Here is a 15,155-nt window from a genome sequence, read left to right as displayed (position 1 = left end):
CGGGGGGCTGCGAAGATTGGTAAAAGGGACATTTAGGGGGCCATCGGCACGGGGATGCAATAGCGCGATGGAAACCGCAGCAAAACCAGGCTGTTGCACGCGCGCCCCGAAAAATGAACAGGCGCCACAAGGGCGCCTGTCGGAGAACCGCCTGCGGGGCCGGTCACTCGGCCGCCGCCACCTTCGGAGCGGGCGGGTTCTGGTAGATCAGGTACGGCTCGGACTTGTGCTCGATCACCGACTCATCCACCACCACCTTGCTGACGTTTTCCAGCGACGGCAGTTCGTACATGGTATCCAGCAGAACGGATTCGACGATGGTGCGCAGGCCGCGCGCGCCGGTCTTGCGCTTCAGCGCCTTGCGGGCGATCGCCGACAGCGCGTCGGGGCGGAATTCCAGCTCCACGCCCTCCATCTCGAACAGCTTCTTGAACTGTTTGGTGATGGCGTTCTTGGGCTCGGTGAGGATCTTCACCAGGGCGGCCTCGTCCAGCTCCTCCAGCGTGGCGACCACCGGCAGGCGGCCGACGAACTCGGGGATCAGGCCGAACTTGATCAGGTCTTCCGGCTCGACGTCGGTCAGCAGCTTGCCGGTCTCGGTCTTGCGCTCGGCGCTCTTCACCTTGGCGCCGAAGCCGATGCCGCTGGCCTCGGTACTGCGCTGCTGGATGATCTTGTCCAGTCCCGCGAATGCGCCACCGCAGATGAACAGGATGTTCTTCGTGTCCACCTGCAGGAATTCCTGCTGCGGGTGCTTGCGGCCACCCTGCGGGGGCACGCTGGCCACGGTGCCTTCGATCAGCTTCAGCAGGGCCTGCTGGACGCCTTCGCCGGACACGTCGCGGGTGATCGAGGGGTTCTCGCTCTTGCGCGAGATCTTGTCGATCTCGTCGATGTAGACGATGCCCTGCTGCGCCTTGTCGACGTCGTAGTCGCACTTCTGCAGCAGCTTCTGGATGATGTTCTCCACGTCCTCGCCCACGTAACCGGCTTCGGTCAGCGTGGTGGCGTCGGCGATGGTGAACGGCACGTTGAGCAGGCGCGCCAGCGTTTCGGCCAGCAGCGTCTTGCCCGAACCGGTCGGGCCGGCCAGCAGGATGTTGGACTTGGCCAGTTCGACCTCGTCGTTCTTGCTACGGCTCTCGATGCGCTTGTAGTGGTTGTACACCGCGACCGCCAGCGTACGCTTGGCGCGGTTCTGGCCGATCACGTACTGATCCAGGACCTCGAGGATCTCGCGCGGCTTGGGCAGGTGGCTGCGGGCCGACTGGGCCTTCTCTTCCAGCTCTTCGCGGATGATGTCGTTGCACAGCTCGACGCATTCATCGCAGATGAACACGCTGGGGCCCGCAATGAGCTTGCGGACTTCGTGCTGGCTCTTGCCGCAGAACGAGCAGTACAGGATTTTGGTGCTGTCGCCGGTACGGCCCTGACGATCTTCGCTCATGCTGGTATTACTCGGTCGCTCAACCTGCCCCGGGGGCTTTCGGTCGGAGAATAGCACACGGCCCCGGCCTGTCAGCCGGGTCCGTGAACAGGGGGATTTGGGCCGGAAAACCGGTCAATGCAGGCGATCAGGCCGGCTGGATCGACTCGTCCGGGCGCCGTTCGAGCACCTGGTCGACCAGGCCATACGCCTGCGAATCGGCCGCACTCTTGAAGTTGTCGCGCTCGGTATCACGCTCGATGGTTTCCAGCGACTGCCCGGTGTGGTGGGACAGGATGGCGTTCAGCTTGGCGCGCAGCGTGAGGATCTCGCGGGCGTGGATGTCGATGTCCGTGGCCTGGCCCTGGAAGCCACCCAGCGGCTGATGGATCATCACGCGCGAATTCGGCAGGGCATAACGCTTGCCCTTGGCACCTGCCGCCAGCAGCAGCGCGCCCATGCTGGCCGCCTGCCCGACGCAGATCGTGCTCACGTCCGGCTTGATGTACTGCATGGTGTCGTAGATGGCCATGCCCGCCGTCACCACGCCACCGGGCGAGTTGATGTACAGGCTGATGTCCTTCTCCGGGTTCTCCGCCTCGAGGAACAGCATCTGCGCCACGATGACATTGGCCACGTGGTCGTCCACGCCGCCGACCAGGAAGATCACGCGCTCCTTCAGCAGGCGGGAATAGATGTCGTAGGCGCGCTCGCCGCGGCTGGTCTGCTCGACCACCATCGGCACCAGGTTGAGGGCTTTGGTTTCAATACTCATCGGTTCTCGCGCCTGTCGTTCGTGAAAAGGTCCGGCCTAGGATAGCCGGACCTTCTGCCCGGGCGGGCGCCCGGCTCAGTTGCGGATGGCTTCCTGGAAGGAAAGCGTCTGCTCGGTGTGCTGGGCGCGCTCGGCGATCCAGTCGATCACCTGCTCTTCCATCACGCGGCCCTGCAGACTGTTCATCAACTGGGGGTCGTTGCGGTACAACTCAATGACCTGCTCCGGCTCTTCGTAGGTAGAGGCGATCAGGCGCAGGGTCTCGTTCAGGCGCTTGGGGTCCAGGCGCAGCTGGTTGCGGCGGGCCACCTCGCCCACCAGCAGGCCCACCAGGACGCGCTTGCGGGCCGCGTCCATGAAGCCTTCGTGGGCGTTGTCGGGGATCTGCACCTGCTGACCCTGACGGCGGGCCTGCTCGGCCGCCTGCTGGACCATCACGCGGGCCTCGTTCTCGACCAGGCGCGGCGGCATCTCGACATGGGCGTAGGCGGCGATCAGCTGCTCGCCCACTTCGCGGCGCAGGCGGGTCATCAGCGCACCCTTCAGCTCGCGCTCCAGGTTGCTGCGGATATCGGCACGGAACTGCTCGGCATCGCCGCTCTTCACGCCGAAGCTGCGGATGAAGTCGCGGTCGACCTCGGGCACCACCGACTCGGCCACCTCGGTGACCTTCACGTGCACGTCGACCTGCCTGCCCGCCAACTGCGGCACGCGCCAGTCGGCCGGGAACGTCACCGACACGGTCTTCTCGTCACCCTTGGCCAGGCCCACCAGGGCCTGCTCGATCTCGCCGAACATCACGCCCGAACCGATCAGGGTGGCGCCCTTCTCGATGCCTTCGGCCGGCATGCGCTCCTCGCCCGCCTGCGACCAGGTCTCCAGCGCCACACGATCGCCCACCTGGGCGCCGCGCTCGACCACCTGGAAGGTACGGCGCTGCATGCGCAGGTTGTCGACCATCTGGTCGATGTCCGCGTCGGTCACTTCCGCGGTATGGCGGACGACATTGAGCTTGGCGACATCGATGTCGCCGAAGTCCGGCACCACCTCGAACGTAGCCACGAAATCCAGCTCGCCCTCGCCCTGCTTCTCGATGCGCGGGTTGCCGGCCAGCTGAAGGTCCTGCTCGCGCACGGCGTTATTGAAGGTCTCGCGCAGCAGGCCGTCCAGGGCCTCGGCGCGCACCTGGTCGCCGTAGCGCTGCTCGATGACCTTGGCCGGCACCTTGCCGGGACGGAACCCCTTGATGCGCGCAGTGCGCGACAGTTCGCGCAGGCGGCCGCCGATGTGGGTGTCCAGGCGCTCAGCCGGCAGGCTGAAGCTCATGCGGCGCTCGAGGTTGCCGACCGATTCGACCGAAACTTGCATACTCACTGACTCCTGCGGCCACGGCATGACCGGGGCACTGTTGATAATCCGGGACGTCCGGGACCAGGGCGCAGCGCCCCTCCCGACGGAACTTACTAGTTTCGCCGATTCCGCGGCGGGCTGCCAGCAGGAAGGCAATGGGCGGCCTCCCCAGCCCCGGTACGGGCTGCCGACCTTGCCGCAGGGGGAGCCTCCGCCGGACGCCGCGCCCGCCCGAAGACGACGGGGACCACCACGCAGGAGATCCCTACCCTTTGCGGACATCAAAACGGTCATGAGCGGGCGAAGCGCCGCTCAGCCCTGCCGCGTCCCACCCTCCCAAGGCGGCACGCATGGCCCGCGATCACCCGCCGGGCGTCGCCAATGCGCATTCATGATCATGCCATCCGGCATTCGCGGGGCGTGGTGCGAAAGGAGGGACTCGAACCCTCACGGGGGTTACCCGCTGGAACCTAAATCCAGTGCGTCTACCAATTCCGCCACTTTCGCATAGCCCGGCGATTGTACCGTGCCTCGACCTGCCCTCGGCCACCGCGACCCTGGAATGCGCCGCAGCGCGCCAGGACGCCTGAGTTTCGATAGAAAAGAAAAACGCCCGGCGGGGCCGGGCGTTTTCGGGATTGGTGGGCCGTCAAGGATTCGAACCTTGGACCTATTGATTAAGAGTCAACTGCTCTACCAACTGAGCTAACGGCCCCGAAACATCAGACGCGTAGTGTAACCGCATCGCTTTTTTCTGTGAACCCCCGCGGCGCGGAGATCCTGGAATCAGTGGGGTGGCTGAGGGGACTCGAACCCCCGACATCTGGAATCACAATCCAGTACTCTAACCAACTGAGCTACAGCCACCACTGAAACCTGCTTCCTCCCGGTTGCGCCGGAAGTGGCGCGCCCGACAGGACTCGAACCTGTAACCGCCGGCTTAGAAGGCCGGTGCTCTATCCGGTTGAGCTACGGGCGCCCGGACCGGATTGTCGCATCCCCGCCCTGCCGACACACACCCGGGCAGTACATCAGACTGGTCGGGGTAGAGGGATTCGAACCCCCGACCCTCTGCTCCCAAAGCAGATGCGCTACCAGACTGCGCTATACCCCGACGAGGGTCCCGGCGTGGCGTCTGGACGCCAACGAGGTCGCACATTGTCGGAACCTGCGGCCCGCCTGTCAAACGAAACGTGAGCGACCACCGCGTACGCTATGCTCGTCCACTGGGGACAGACGTCCGGCAAACACATGAGGGCACCATGATACGCAGCGGCAATCCGGCACTGAAGGAATCGACTTTCCTCGACCTGGGCAGCGGCACCGTCGTCTCGCGCGACGCCGGGGCGATGACGCTGAACGGCACCGTCAACAAGACCGGCATCCTGTTGCTGCTGTCGGTCCTGACGGCCGCCTTCGCCTGGACGCAATCGGTGGTCACCGGCCCGGACGGCACGGCCATGGTGGCACCGGGCGTCACGATCTACGCGTTGGGCGGCGCCATCGGCGGCTTCATCCTCGCCATGGTCACGGTGTTCAAGAAGACCTGGTCGCCCGTCACCGCGCCGCTCTACGCGCTGGTCGAAGGTTTCTTCCTGGGCGCGATCTCGGCCGTGTTCGAACTCAAGTACCCCGGTATCGTGTTCCAGGCCGTGGTGATGACCTTCGGTACGCTCGGCGCCCTGCTGGCGGCCTACCGCAGCGGCCTGATCCGCGCCACCGAAAACTTCAAGCTGGGCGTGGTGGCGGCGACCGGTGGCATCGCCCTGGTCTATCTGGTGTCGATGGGCCTGCGCCTGTTCGGCAAGGACATCCCGCTGATCCACGAATCCGGCCTGGTCGGCATCGGCTTCAGCCTGTTCGTGGTGGTGATCGCGGCGCTGAACCTGGTGCTGGATTTCGACTTCATCGAGTCCGGCGTGGAAGCCGGCGCACCGAAGTACATGGAGTGGTACGGCGCGTTCGGCCTGATGGTCACGCTGGTGTGGCTGTACATCGAATTCCGGCGCCTGCTGGCCAAGCTGCAATCGCGCGACTGAGCGCGCGCGGGTTACTGAAACAGGACGGGGCGCCCAGGGCGCCCCGTTCCATTTCGGCCATCGGCTGGCGCTAGCGCGGTGCGGCCGCGCGGCGGGGCCACAGCATGAATCCGATGGCAGACAGCGCCAGCAGCCAGCAGTAGTACACGCTGCCCGCCAGTGCCAGCGGCGACACTGCCGCCAGCGATGCCGCCAGCAGGATCTGCGCGCCGTACGGCAGTACGCCCTGCACCACGCACGCGAAGATGTCGAGCACGCTGGCCGCGCGCCGTGGGCTGATGCCGTGGCGTTGCGCGATGTCCTTCGCCAGGCTGCCGGTCACCAGGATGGCGACGGTGTTGTTCGCCGTCAGGGCGTCTGAGCCGGCCGCCAGTGCGGCGATGCTGAGTTCACCCGACCTGCGCCCGGTATGACCTCGCGCGAACTTCGCAATGACCTGCGCCAGCCATGCCAGACCACCGGTCGCCTTGATCAGCGCCGCCAGGCCGCCGATGAGGATCGACAGCAGCGTGATCTCGACCATGCTCTCGAACCCCAGGTAGATGTCGCCGGCGAACGAAACCACGTCGTACTCCTGCGCCAGCACGAAGCCGAACACGCCGGAAACCACCAGGCCGATGCCCAGCACCAGCACTACGTCCAGACCGGCCAGCGCCAGGCCGAGCACCACCACGTACGGGAGCACCAACCAGGGCGAAGCGGCGTCGGGGGCATCCACCGGCGCGGCGTCGCCCAGGGGGCGAGCAGGACGATCGTGGCGATGGCAGCGGGCAGCGCGATCCGGAAGTTCTCGCGGAACTTGTCGCGCATCTCCGCACCCTGGCTGCGGGTGGCCGCAATGGTGGTATCGGAGATGATCGACAGGTTGTCGCCGAACATGGCGCCGCCCAGCACGGCGGACGTCACCAGCACGCGATCCAGGCCCGCGGCATCGGCCACCCCCAGCGCGATCGGCACCACCGCCGCCAGCGTCCCCATCGACGTGCCGATGGACAGCGACACGAACGCGGCCACCAGGAACAGGCCTGGCAGGATCAGGCCGCCCGGCAAAGCGCCCAGCCCCAGCGCGACCACCGCATCGACGGCACCGATGGCTTTGGACACCGTGGCGAATGCCCCCGCGAGCAGGAAGATCAGGCACATCAGCATGACGTTGCCGTCGCCCATGCCCTGCAGCAGGGTCTGCTGCGCGGGAACACCGCGCCTGCGCGCAAGCCAGACGCCCAGCGCCAGGGCCGGCAGGATCGCCACCGGCGCTCGCAGTTGATAGAACCCCATGGCCTCGCCCTGCGCCGTGTAGTACATCCCGGCACCGAAGAACAGCGCCAGGAACAGCAGCAGCGGAGTCAGTGCAAGCGCACTGGGGCGGACGGACATGGCAGGGCCTTCTGCGTGGGGCCGCGGATTGTGCGTGCCGCCAGCCTAGCGTCCAACCCCATGGGTGGGACATAGGCCGACAAAAACGGGACGCTGGAACCCGGACCTGCCCAGCTACCGTGGCGCACTCGCCATGCGGAACGCTTCGCTGCCCCGGAACGCCCCCCACACCCCGACCAGCCCACCGAGGCCCAGGAGCGCACCCGTCACAGACGAGCCCCGCAGCAAACCGCCGATGCCGAACATCAGCGCGAACACCCCGGCATTGCCCGACACCCAGGCGATCCCCAGCCAGCCCATCGCTCGCCTCGGGGCCGCCCCCGGCAGGTCGCGCCACCAGCCCGGCGGATGCACGCGGCGCGTGAACGCTTCCAGATGCGCGTCGGGGACCGGCGGCGTCAGCCAGGTGGCCAGCAGGGCGCTGACCGTAGCGATCGCCACGATGGCCAGCAGCAGGTATTCGTCGCGCGCATCGGGGAACAGGGGATACAGCACGAGCGCGGACGACACCGCCGCCACGATGCCCGCGATCTCCGTCCATGCGTTCGCCCGCCACCAGAACCATCGCAGCATCGACGGAAGACCGAGTCCTGCGCCCAGTGCGATGAAAAGCCGCCACGCCTGCTCGATGCTGTCGATCCGCGACGCCCCCACCACCCCCATCGCCGTGAGCAGCATCACCGAGAGCCGGCTGACCCAGACCAGCCGCGACTGGCTGGCATCGGGCGCGACGAAGCGCCGATACAGGTCATGGGTGAGATAACTCGCCCCCCAGTTGAGATGGGTGTCCACAGTACTCATGAAGGCGGCCAGCAGCGACGCGAACAGCAGCCCCAGCAGGCCGGCCGGCAGCAGACGCGCCATCAGCACCGGATATGCCATCTCGCGGTCTGCCGCCACCACCTCGGCATCCGCGCCACCCCCGTTCACGCCCATGGGAAACACCACCAGCGCGACCAGCGCCACCAGCACCCACGGCCAGGTACGCCCCGCATAGTTGAGCACGGCGAACCAGAGCGTTCCCGCAGTCGCGTGGCGCTCGTCGCGTGCCGTGAACACGCGCTGGGCGAGATAGCCGCTGCCATCGCTGTAGTACTGCGCCCACCATTGCACGGCGATGTAGGTCAGGAACACCTGCCCCGGCAACCAGGCGGCATCGCGCCCGGGCACGAAGCCCAGCAGGCTTGCCCCGTCGTAGTGCCGTGCCAGCCCCGCCTGCAGGCCCTGCAGTCCTCCCACGTGATCGACCGCGATCCACGCAAAGGCCACGCCGCCGACCAGCGCCATGGCGAACTGGAGCAGGTCGGTCAGGATGACGCCACGGATGCCGCCCAGGCTGGAGTAGGCACCGATCACGCAGAACAGCACCAGCACCGTGATGGTGTCGCCCGGCGAACCGACCAGCAGCGCGACGGGCCAGAATGCGGTGAACGCCTCCATGGCCGCGGGCCCCAGCCACGCGTGCCAGTCCACGAAGGGCGCGGCGATCTTGACCATCGCCCTGACCACCCACCCCAGGATGATGGCGTTGATAAGGATGGCGAAGAATGCCGCCTTGAATCCCCGCAGCCACGCTGCGGAGCGTCCGCTGTAGCGAAGTTCGATCAGTTCGGCATCCGTCAGGACGCGCGAGCGGCGCCACAGTGCCGCGAACACGACCGCGACCGAAATGTGGGAAATGGCCCAGGACCACCACAGCCAGTTGCCGGCGACGCCATGCTTGGCGACCAGGCCGGACACCACCAGCGGCGTGTCCGCGGCGAACGTGGTGGCCGCCATGGAGGTGCCCAACCACCACCAGGGCAGCGACCGGTCGGCGACGAAGTAGGAGTCCAGCGAACGTCCCGCCGTGCGGGACACCCAGGCGCCCACCAGCAGTGTCACCCCCAGGTAGGCGGCGACGATGGTCCAGTCAATGACCGCCAGCGATCCCATCGGGCGCGACGGCAAGCGTCATGAGGAACATGGGACCGAGGATAACCCACGCGGACCGTGGCTCAAAACCGCACCTGCGCGCATCGACGGCGCGCAGGTGCGCACGAAGCGCGATCAGACGCGGCTGGCGATCGCCTTGGCGAACGACATCGTGGTGCCCTCGCCGCCCAGGGCCGGGGTCAGCGAATCCTTGGCTTCCAGCGTGGCGATGATGGCCGCGCGCAGGCGCTCGGCCTTCTCCGGCTGGCCCAGGTGGTCCAGCATCTGGGCCGCGCCCAGCAGCAGCGCGCAGGGGTTGGCGATGCCCTTGCCCGCGATGTCCGGCGCCGAGCCGTGCACGGCTTCGAAGATCGCCGCATCGGTGCCGATGTTGGCGCCCGGTGCCAGGCCCAGGCCGCCGACCAGGCCAGCGCACAGGTCCGAGATGATGTCGCCGAACAGGTTGGTGGTGACGATGATGTCGAACTGCTCCGGACGCATCACCAGCTGCATGCAGGTGTTGTCCACGATCATCTCGTTGCACTGGATGTCGGGATACTGCGCGGCCACTTCGCGCGCCACCTTCAGGAACAGGCCGGACGTGCTCTTCAGGATGTTGGCCTTGTGCACCACGGTGACCTTCTTGCGGCCGGTCTTGCGGGCCAGGTCGAAGGCGTAGCGCACGATGCGCTCGGAGCCCTTGCGGGTGATCTTCTGCGTCAGCAGCGCGGTTTCGCCGTCTTCCGAGATCGACTGGCCTTCACCAATGTACGCGCCCTCGGTGTTCTCGCGCACGGTGATCAGGTCCACGCCCGTCGGGAAGCGCGACTTGGTGTTCGGGAACGACTTGGCCGGACGCACGTTGGCGTACAGGTCGAAGTGGCGGCGCAGGGCCACGTTGATCGAACTGAAGCCCTCGCCCACCGGCGTGGTCAGCGGGCTCTTCAGGGCCACACCGTTCCCGCGGATGGAATCCAGCGTGGCCTGGGGCAGCAGGTCGCCGTGCTTTTCCAGCGCGACGAGGCCGGCATCGGCGTCTTCATAGGCCAGGCCGACCTTGAGGGCGTCGAGCACGTGCAGGGTGGCGTCCATGATCTCCGGGCCAATACCGTCGCCGCGGATGACCGTAATCGTCTGGGTCATTGAGTGGGGTTTCCGAACAGGGGCGCGCGCGGGCCTGGGCCGGAGCGGGCGCGAAGGGGAAGGTCTGTGCCCGCCATTATGCCCGAGCGCCCCTCGCGGTCCCAAATCGACGATGGTCGCAGGCCCGGCGCAGAGGCCGGGCGGAGCGGTTCAGGCGTGGTCGTGGGCCGCGGGTGCGGTGGCGTCGCCACCTTCCAGCTGGTCGAGGAAATCCACCGCCCGGCGCAGGTGCGGAATGACGATGGAACCGCCCACCACCAGGCCCACCGAGAAGGTCTCGAAGAACTCCTCGCGGGTCACGCCGGCTTCCTTGCACTGGGCGACGTGATAGCTGATGCAGTCGTCGCAGCGCAGCACCATCGATGCGACCAGGCCCAGCAGCTCCTTGGTCTTCACGTCCAGCGCGCCTGCCTGATAGGTCTGCGTATCCAGGGCGAAGAAGCGGCGCACGACCTGGTTGGGTTCATCCAGGATGCGCTTGTTCATGCGCTGGCGGAACTCGGTGAACGCCTTCACGCGGTCCTGGCTGTCGTCGCCGGCGCTCATGCGGTCTCTCCCGCCAGCAGCGCGTCGAGCTTCCCGGCGCGGTGCAGCGCGATCATGTCGTCGTAGCCGCCCACATGGACCTCGCCCACGAAGATCTGCGGCACGCTGGTGCGCTTGGCACGGGCGATCATCTTCTCGCGTTCGGCCGGATCCAGGTCGATGCGCACCTCGGTCCAGTCCCGACCCTTGCTCTTCAGGAAGTTCTTGGCGGCCACGCAGTAAGGACAGATCGCCGTGCTGTAGAGGATGACTTCCGGCGCGGTGGCGCCTTGCGGGGTGTCGCTCAAGGGAGTTCTCCGGAACGAAAGGAACGTAGGGTGGTCGCAGCCGATATCGGGCCGACCGGGCCCGCTTCCAGCCGGCGACATGGAACAGTGCGGACCGGTACTGGCCCGGTTAACCACGTATTCACTCGCCCGGATCAGCGACCGGTCATCCTGATGACGGCGTCATTATCCGCCACGGAGCCTCCATTTGCGCCCATTGCTGCTCGCCACCGCCCTGACCCTGGCCCTTGCCGCCCCGCTGGCCGCGTCGCAGGACAGCCGGCTTCCCGACATCGGCTCGTCCGCAGGCGAGCTGCTCACGCCGGCCCGCCAGGCCCAGTACGGCGGCATGATGCTGCGCGAGCTGCGCAACTACGGCTACCTGCTGGAAGACCCGCTGGTCACCGACTGGCTGCAGACCGTGGGCAACCGCCTGGGCGCCGACAGCGACAACCCGCAGCAGGCCTACACCTTCTTCATGATGCGCGACCGGCAGATCAATGCCTTCGCCACGCTGGGCGGCTACATCGGCATGAATGCCGGCCTGGTGCTGACCGCGGATCGCGAGGATGAGGTGGCCGCCGTCCTGTCGCACGAAATCGCGCATGTCACCCAGCAACATGTGCTGCGCGGCGTGGAACGCGCGCAGCGCGACCAGATTCCTATCCTGCTGGGCATGCTGGGCGCCATCGTGCTGGCGCAGGCGGCCGGCGGCAGTTCCAGCGGCGACGCCTCGCAGGCCGCCATCGCGTCGGCGATGGGGCTGATGCAGGAACGGCAGATCGACTACACCCGGTCCAACGAATCCGAGGCCGACCGCGTGGGCATCCGTACCCTCTCCCGCGCCGGTTACGACATCGACGCTATGGCCGGCTTCTTCGCCAAGCTGCAGCAGGCCACCCGGGTCGCGCGCGGCAGCGGACGCGAGGCCGTCCCCGACTACCTGCAGACCCACCCGGTGACCACCACCCGCATCAGCGAGGCCCGCCAGCGCGCGGACCAGTTGCGGGCCACACAGGTCACCGCCGTCACCAGCGTGCCGGGCGGCGAACGCGTCGAACGCTTCGAGCGCTCCGGCATCACCCTGCCGGAGACGCGCAGCGACAACCCGCTGCTGCCCGTCCCGGTGACCCTGCCCGCGCAGGTCTTCCAGCGGGGTGAGACCGGGCAGTTCGACTGGGCCCGCGAACGCCTGCGCGCGCTCAGCGCCAGCACGCCCTCGGCCGCGGTGCGCGAGTACGAGACGCTGCGGCGCCAGGCCGGCAGGCCGCTGACCGGCCCCCAGCGTTACGGCGTGGCGGTCGCCCACCTGCAGGGTGGCGACACGCGGACGGCGCTGGCGGAACTGCGGGCCCTGGCCGATGAGGTCCCCGACAACCTGTGGGTGGCCCTGGCGCTGGGCGAGGCCGAATCGCGCACGGGCAATGCGGAAGGGGCCAACCGCCGCTTCGACGCGCTGATGCAGCGCCACCCCGAGAACCGGGCCGTCAGCCTGACCTATGCCCGCGTCCTCAACGAGCAGGGCGGCCGACAGGCCGGCCAGCGGGCGCAGGCCGTCCTGCGCCCGCTGATGGGACGCGCGGGCGACGACCCCGTGTTCCAGCAGCAGTTCGCCCGTGCCAACGAGTTGGCCGGCGACGTCGCCCGCGCCGGCGAGGCCTACGCCGAGGCCGCCTACCTGAACGGCAGGCCCGAGCAGGCCCTGATCCAGCTGCAGAACCTCAAGAAGCGGGACGACCTGGACTTCTACGCGCGTGCCCGGATCGACGCCCGCATCGCCGCCATCACGCCGGAGGTACTGGAGCTGCGGCGCCAGGGCATCCGCGACCCCGACGTGGAGCGCCGCTGAGCACGTGCCCGACCTGCGTGTGACAGCTCGGCGGCATGTCATGTAAACGTCATAAAATTGTCGTCTACTGACACGGTCCCCCTCGCCTCCGGATCCTGCGTGCAGAAGCACATCCTGATCGTCGACGACGAGCCCGCCATCCGCGACATGGTGGCGTTCGCCCTGCGCAAGGGCGAATACGAACCGATCCACGCCGGCGACGCCCGCGAAGCCCAGAACGCCATCGCCGACCGCGTGCCGGACCTGATCCTACTGGACTGGATGCTGCCCGGCACCAGCGGCCTGGAGCTGGCCCGGCGCTGGCGCAAGGACGCGATGACCCGCGACGTGCCGATCATCATGCTGACCGCCCGGGGCGAGGAGAACGACCGCGTCGGCGGCCTTGAAGCCGGCGTGGACGACTACGTGGTCAAGCCCTTCTCGGCCCGGGAGCTGCTGGCCCGCATCCGCGCCGTGATGCGCCGCTCGCGCGACGACGACGAGGACGGCAGCGTGGCGGTGGGCAGCCTGCGCATCGACGGCGCCGCGCACCGCGTGTTCGCCGGCGACACGCCCGGGCCGATCGGTCCCACCGAATATCGACTGCTGCATTTCTTCATGACCCACCCCGAGCGCGTCTACTCGCGCACCCAGCTGCTGGACCACGTGTGGGGCGGCAGCGTGTACGTGGAGGAGCGCACCGTGGACGTGCACATCCGCCGCCTGCGCAAGACGTTGGAGCCGCACGGGCTGGAGAACATGGTGCAGACGGTGCGCGGCTCGGGCTACCGCTTCTCGGCTTCGATGTGAGGATGCCGGCACGTCCGGACCTCGGATGTGAATGCACTTCTCCCCACCCATGCGGGGATGCGGAAAAGACCTGCCGCCTCACTTCCGTCGCCCCGGCGAAGGCCGGTACCCATGCGGCACGTGCCGTTGTGCCTGCGCGGGACCTCCTCAAGCCGGGCCACGCGCCACAGGGATCCCAACCCTCGCCGGGATGACAGCGGAGAACACCGCGTCGGCCGCACTGCGCCCCCGCTGACCATCTTCGTATCCCGATACCCGTCGCGCGACCTGCGTTTTCCCATCCCTGCTGTCATAGACATCTGCCTACAATCGCCCCATGCCCCATGACATCCGTTCCGCCTGGTTCAAGACGCTCGGCCAGCTGGCGCTGATCCTGGCGCTGGCCGTGGTCGTTGGCCTGCTGGTCGGCCAGGTATGGCCGGTCGTGACCGTGGCGGCGCTGGGCGTGGTGGCATGGCACTACTGGCGCCTGCGCAAGGTGCTGCTGCGGCTGACCGCACGCCAGCGCCTGGAGCCGGCGCAGGGCCGGGGCGTGTGGACCGACCTGGACCGCCTGCTGTTCCGCGGCCAGGCCGAGATGCGCACGCGCAAGCGCCGGCTGCTGGACATGCTGCGCGCCTACCGCGCCGCCGCGGCCGCCCTGCCCGACGCGGTGGTGGTGGTGGAACGCAACAGCCAGCGCGTGCAGTGGTTCAACAAGGCCGCCAGCAGCCTGCTGGGCCTGCAGTCCCCGGCCGACATCGGTGCGCCGGTGGGCGACCGCCTGCAGCCGTTGCCGATGTCGCACTGGCTGGCCGCGGGCCGCAACGCGGAACCGATGCTGGATGCCGCGTCGCCGGTCGACCCCGACCTGCGCCTCAACCTGCGCCTGATCCCCTATTCCGACCAGTACTGGCTGCTGGTCGCCCGCGACGTCAGCAAGATGCTGCGGCTGGAACAGATGCGTCGCGACTTCGTCGCCAACGTCTCGCACGAGTTGCGCACGCCGCTGACCGTGGTGCATGGCTACCTGGACATGCTGGAGCCCAGCGAGCATCCCGACTGGGCGCCGATGCTGGCGGAAATGCAGAAGCAGTCCCAGCGCATGACCCAGCTGGTCGAGGACCTGCTGACGCTCTCGCGCCTCGAGGCGCAGGAAAGCCTGCCCGACGAGAACGTCGCCATGGCCCCGATGCTGGCGACCCTGCGCCGCGAAGCCGAGGCGCTGAGCCAGCGCCGCCACACCATCGTCGTGCAGGACGAGGCCGGCGTGGACCTGGCCGGCTCGAACAAGGAGCTGCACAGCGCATTCTCCAACCTGGTGAGCAACTCCGTGCGCTACACGCCCGTGGGCGGCACCATCACCGTCCGTTTCGCGCGCGAGGGCGACGGCGCGGTACTGAGCGTCCGCGACACCGGCTACGGCATCCCGTCCTCGCACCTGCCGCGCATCACCGAGCGCTTCTACCGCGTCTCCACCAGCCGCTCGCGAGAGAGCGGTGGCACCGGCCTGGGGCTGTCCATCGTCAAACACGTACTCAACCTGCACCAGGCCCGGCTGGACATCGAAAGCGAGGTGGGCCAGGGCAGCACCTTCTCCGTGCATTTCGGTCCCGAGCGCGTGGAACCGCGCCTGGACGCTTCCCTACCCGTCCTGACGGATCAGACCGCATGAACGCCGCCCCCGACGCGCCACCCGCCG

The 15,155-nt window shown here is 67.8% G+C and carries 13 protein-coding genes and 5 tRNA genes; 4 read left to right on the top strand and 14 right to left on the bottom strand.

Annotated elements, in window-relative coordinates:
* Positions 1–163 precede the first annotated feature (163 nt).
* From clpX to CSC76_RS17605, 8 genes are all read right to left on the bottom strand, one after another.
* On the bottom strand, positions 164–1,447 hold the full coding sequence (gene clpX, locus CSC76_RS17640; protein ID WP_162111268.1) for an ATP-dependent Clp protease ATP-binding subunit ClpX: 1,284 nt from the start codon (positions 1,445–1,447) through the stop codon (positions 164–166).
* 127 nt (positions 1,448–1,574) lie between these two features.
* Positions 1,575–2,201 (bottom strand): ATP-dependent Clp endopeptidase proteolytic subunit ClpP, encoded by a 627-nt coding sequence (gene clpP / locus CSC76_RS17635; RefSeq protein WP_162111267.1) that lies wholly within the window; start codon positions 2,199–2,201, stop codon positions 1,575–1,577.
* 75 nt (positions 2,202–2,276) lie between these two features.
* Positions 2,277–3,569: a trigger factor gene (gene tig, locus CSC76_RS17630; RefSeq protein ID WP_162111266.1), complete on the bottom strand. Its 1,293-nt coding sequence runs from the start codon at positions 3,567–3,569 to the stop codon at positions 2,277–2,279.
* Positions 3,570–3,972: 403 nt separating this feature from the next.
* Positions 3,973–4,058 (bottom strand) — tRNA-Leu (locus CSC76_RS17625).
* A gap of 132 nt (positions 4,059–4,190) precedes the next feature.
* Positions 4,191–4,266: transfer RNA gene (locus CSC76_RS17620), tRNA-Lys, on the bottom strand.
* A gap of 75 nt (positions 4,267–4,341) precedes the next feature.
* Positions 4,342–4,418 (bottom strand) — tRNA-His (locus tag CSC76_RS17615).
* 35 nt (positions 4,419–4,453) lie between these two features.
* A tRNA-Arg gene (locus CSC76_RS17610) sits at positions 4,454–4,530 on the bottom strand.
* A gap of 58 nt (positions 4,531–4,588) precedes the next feature.
* A tRNA-Pro gene (locus CSC76_RS17605) sits at positions 4,589–4,665 on the bottom strand.
* Between the two features lie 148 nt (positions 4,666–4,813).
* Here CSC76_RS17605 and CSC76_RS17600 point away from each other — a divergent pair.
* Complete coding sequence (locus CSC76_RS17600) at positions 4,814–5,590, top strand: Bax inhibitor-1/YccA family protein (protein ID WP_338014963.1); 777 nt, start codon at positions 4,814–4,816, stop codon at positions 5,588–5,590.
* Between the two features lie 70 nt (positions 5,591–5,660).
* Here the strand turns inward: CSC76_RS17600 and CSC76_RS18910 are convergent, their stop codons facing one another.
* The 6 genes from CSC76_RS18910 to grxC all read right to left on the bottom strand — a co-directional run bounded on the left by CSC76_RS18910 (position 5,661) and on the right by grxC (position 10,857).
* Positions 5,661–6,263, bottom strand: coding sequence for a Na+/H+ antiporter NhaC family protein (locus tag CSC76_RS18910; RefSeq protein WP_202923567.1), 603 nt, complete (start codon positions 6,261–6,263; stop codon positions 5,661–5,663).
* Positions 6,224–6,967, bottom strand: coding sequence for a Na+/H+ antiporter NhaC family protein (locus CSC76_RS18905; RefSeq protein ID WP_202923566.1), 744 nt, complete (start codon positions 6,965–6,967; stop codon positions 6,224–6,226). The genes CSC76_RS18910 and CSC76_RS18905 overlap by 40 nt, the downstream gene beginning before the upstream one ends.
* Before the next feature lie 114 nt (positions 6,968–7,081).
* Positions 7,082–8,917, bottom strand: coding sequence for a sodium:solute symporter family protein (locus tag CSC76_RS17590; RefSeq protein ID WP_162111265.1), 1,836 nt, complete (start codon positions 8,915–8,917; stop codon positions 7,082–7,084).
* 99 nt (positions 8,918–9,016) lie between these two features.
* Complete coding sequence (locus CSC76_RS17585; RefSeq protein WP_162111264.1) at positions 9,017–10,024, bottom strand: isocitrate dehydrogenase; 1,008 nt, start codon at positions 10,022–10,024, stop codon at positions 9,017–9,019.
* Between the two features lie 150 nt (positions 10,025–10,174).
* Positions 10,175–10,570 (bottom strand): carboxymuconolactone decarboxylase family protein, encoded by a 396-nt coding sequence (locus tag CSC76_RS17580; protein ID WP_162111263.1) that lies wholly within the window; start codon positions 10,568–10,570, stop codon positions 10,175–10,177.
* Entirely contained in the window at positions 10,567–10,857 is a 291-nt protein-coding gene (gene grxC, locus CSC76_RS17575) for a glutaredoxin 3 (RefSeq protein WP_187572165.1), read from the bottom strand. Before grxC ends, CSC76_RS17580 begins: the two co-directional genes overlap by 4 nt.
* 187 nt (positions 10,858–11,044) lie before the next feature.
* On the opposite strand from grxC, the gene CSC76_RS17570 reads away from it, so the two are divergent.
* The 3 genes from CSC76_RS17570 (at position 11,045) to phoR (ending at position 15,128) form a co-directional block, all read left to right on the top strand.
* The gene (locus tag CSC76_RS17570; protein ID WP_162111261.1) at positions 11,045–12,685 is read left to right on the top strand and encodes a M48 family metalloprotease; all 1,641 of its coding nucleotides are present in this window, start codon (positions 11,045–11,047) and stop codon (positions 12,683–12,685) included.
* A gap of 99 nt (positions 12,686–12,784) precedes the next feature.
* Positions 12,785–13,474: a phosphate regulon transcriptional regulator PhoB gene (gene phoB, locus CSC76_RS17565; protein ID WP_162111260.1), complete on the top strand. Its 690-nt coding sequence runs from the start codon at positions 12,785–12,787 to the stop codon at positions 13,472–13,474.
* Positions 13,475–13,790: 316 nt separating this feature from the next.
* Positions 13,791–15,128 carry a phosphate regulon sensor histidine kinase PhoR gene (gene phoR, locus CSC76_RS17560; protein ID WP_162111259.1) on the top strand — a complete coding sequence of 446 codons (1,338 nt, stop codon included), beginning with the start codon at positions 13,791–13,793 and terminating at the stop codon, positions 15,126–15,128.
* Positions 15,129–15,155: the final 27 nt, after the last annotated feature.

The organism is Pseudoxanthomonas mexicana, from assembly GCF_010093385.1.
In the GTDB taxonomy this organism is placed as follows: Bacteria; Pseudomonadota; Gammaproteobacteria; order Xanthomonadales; family Xanthomonadaceae; genus Pseudoxanthomonas_A; species Pseudoxanthomonas_A mexicana.
The sequence above is the reverse complement of the archived record's forward strand: the minus strand, read 5'-3'. Positions and strand labels throughout refer to the sequence as shown.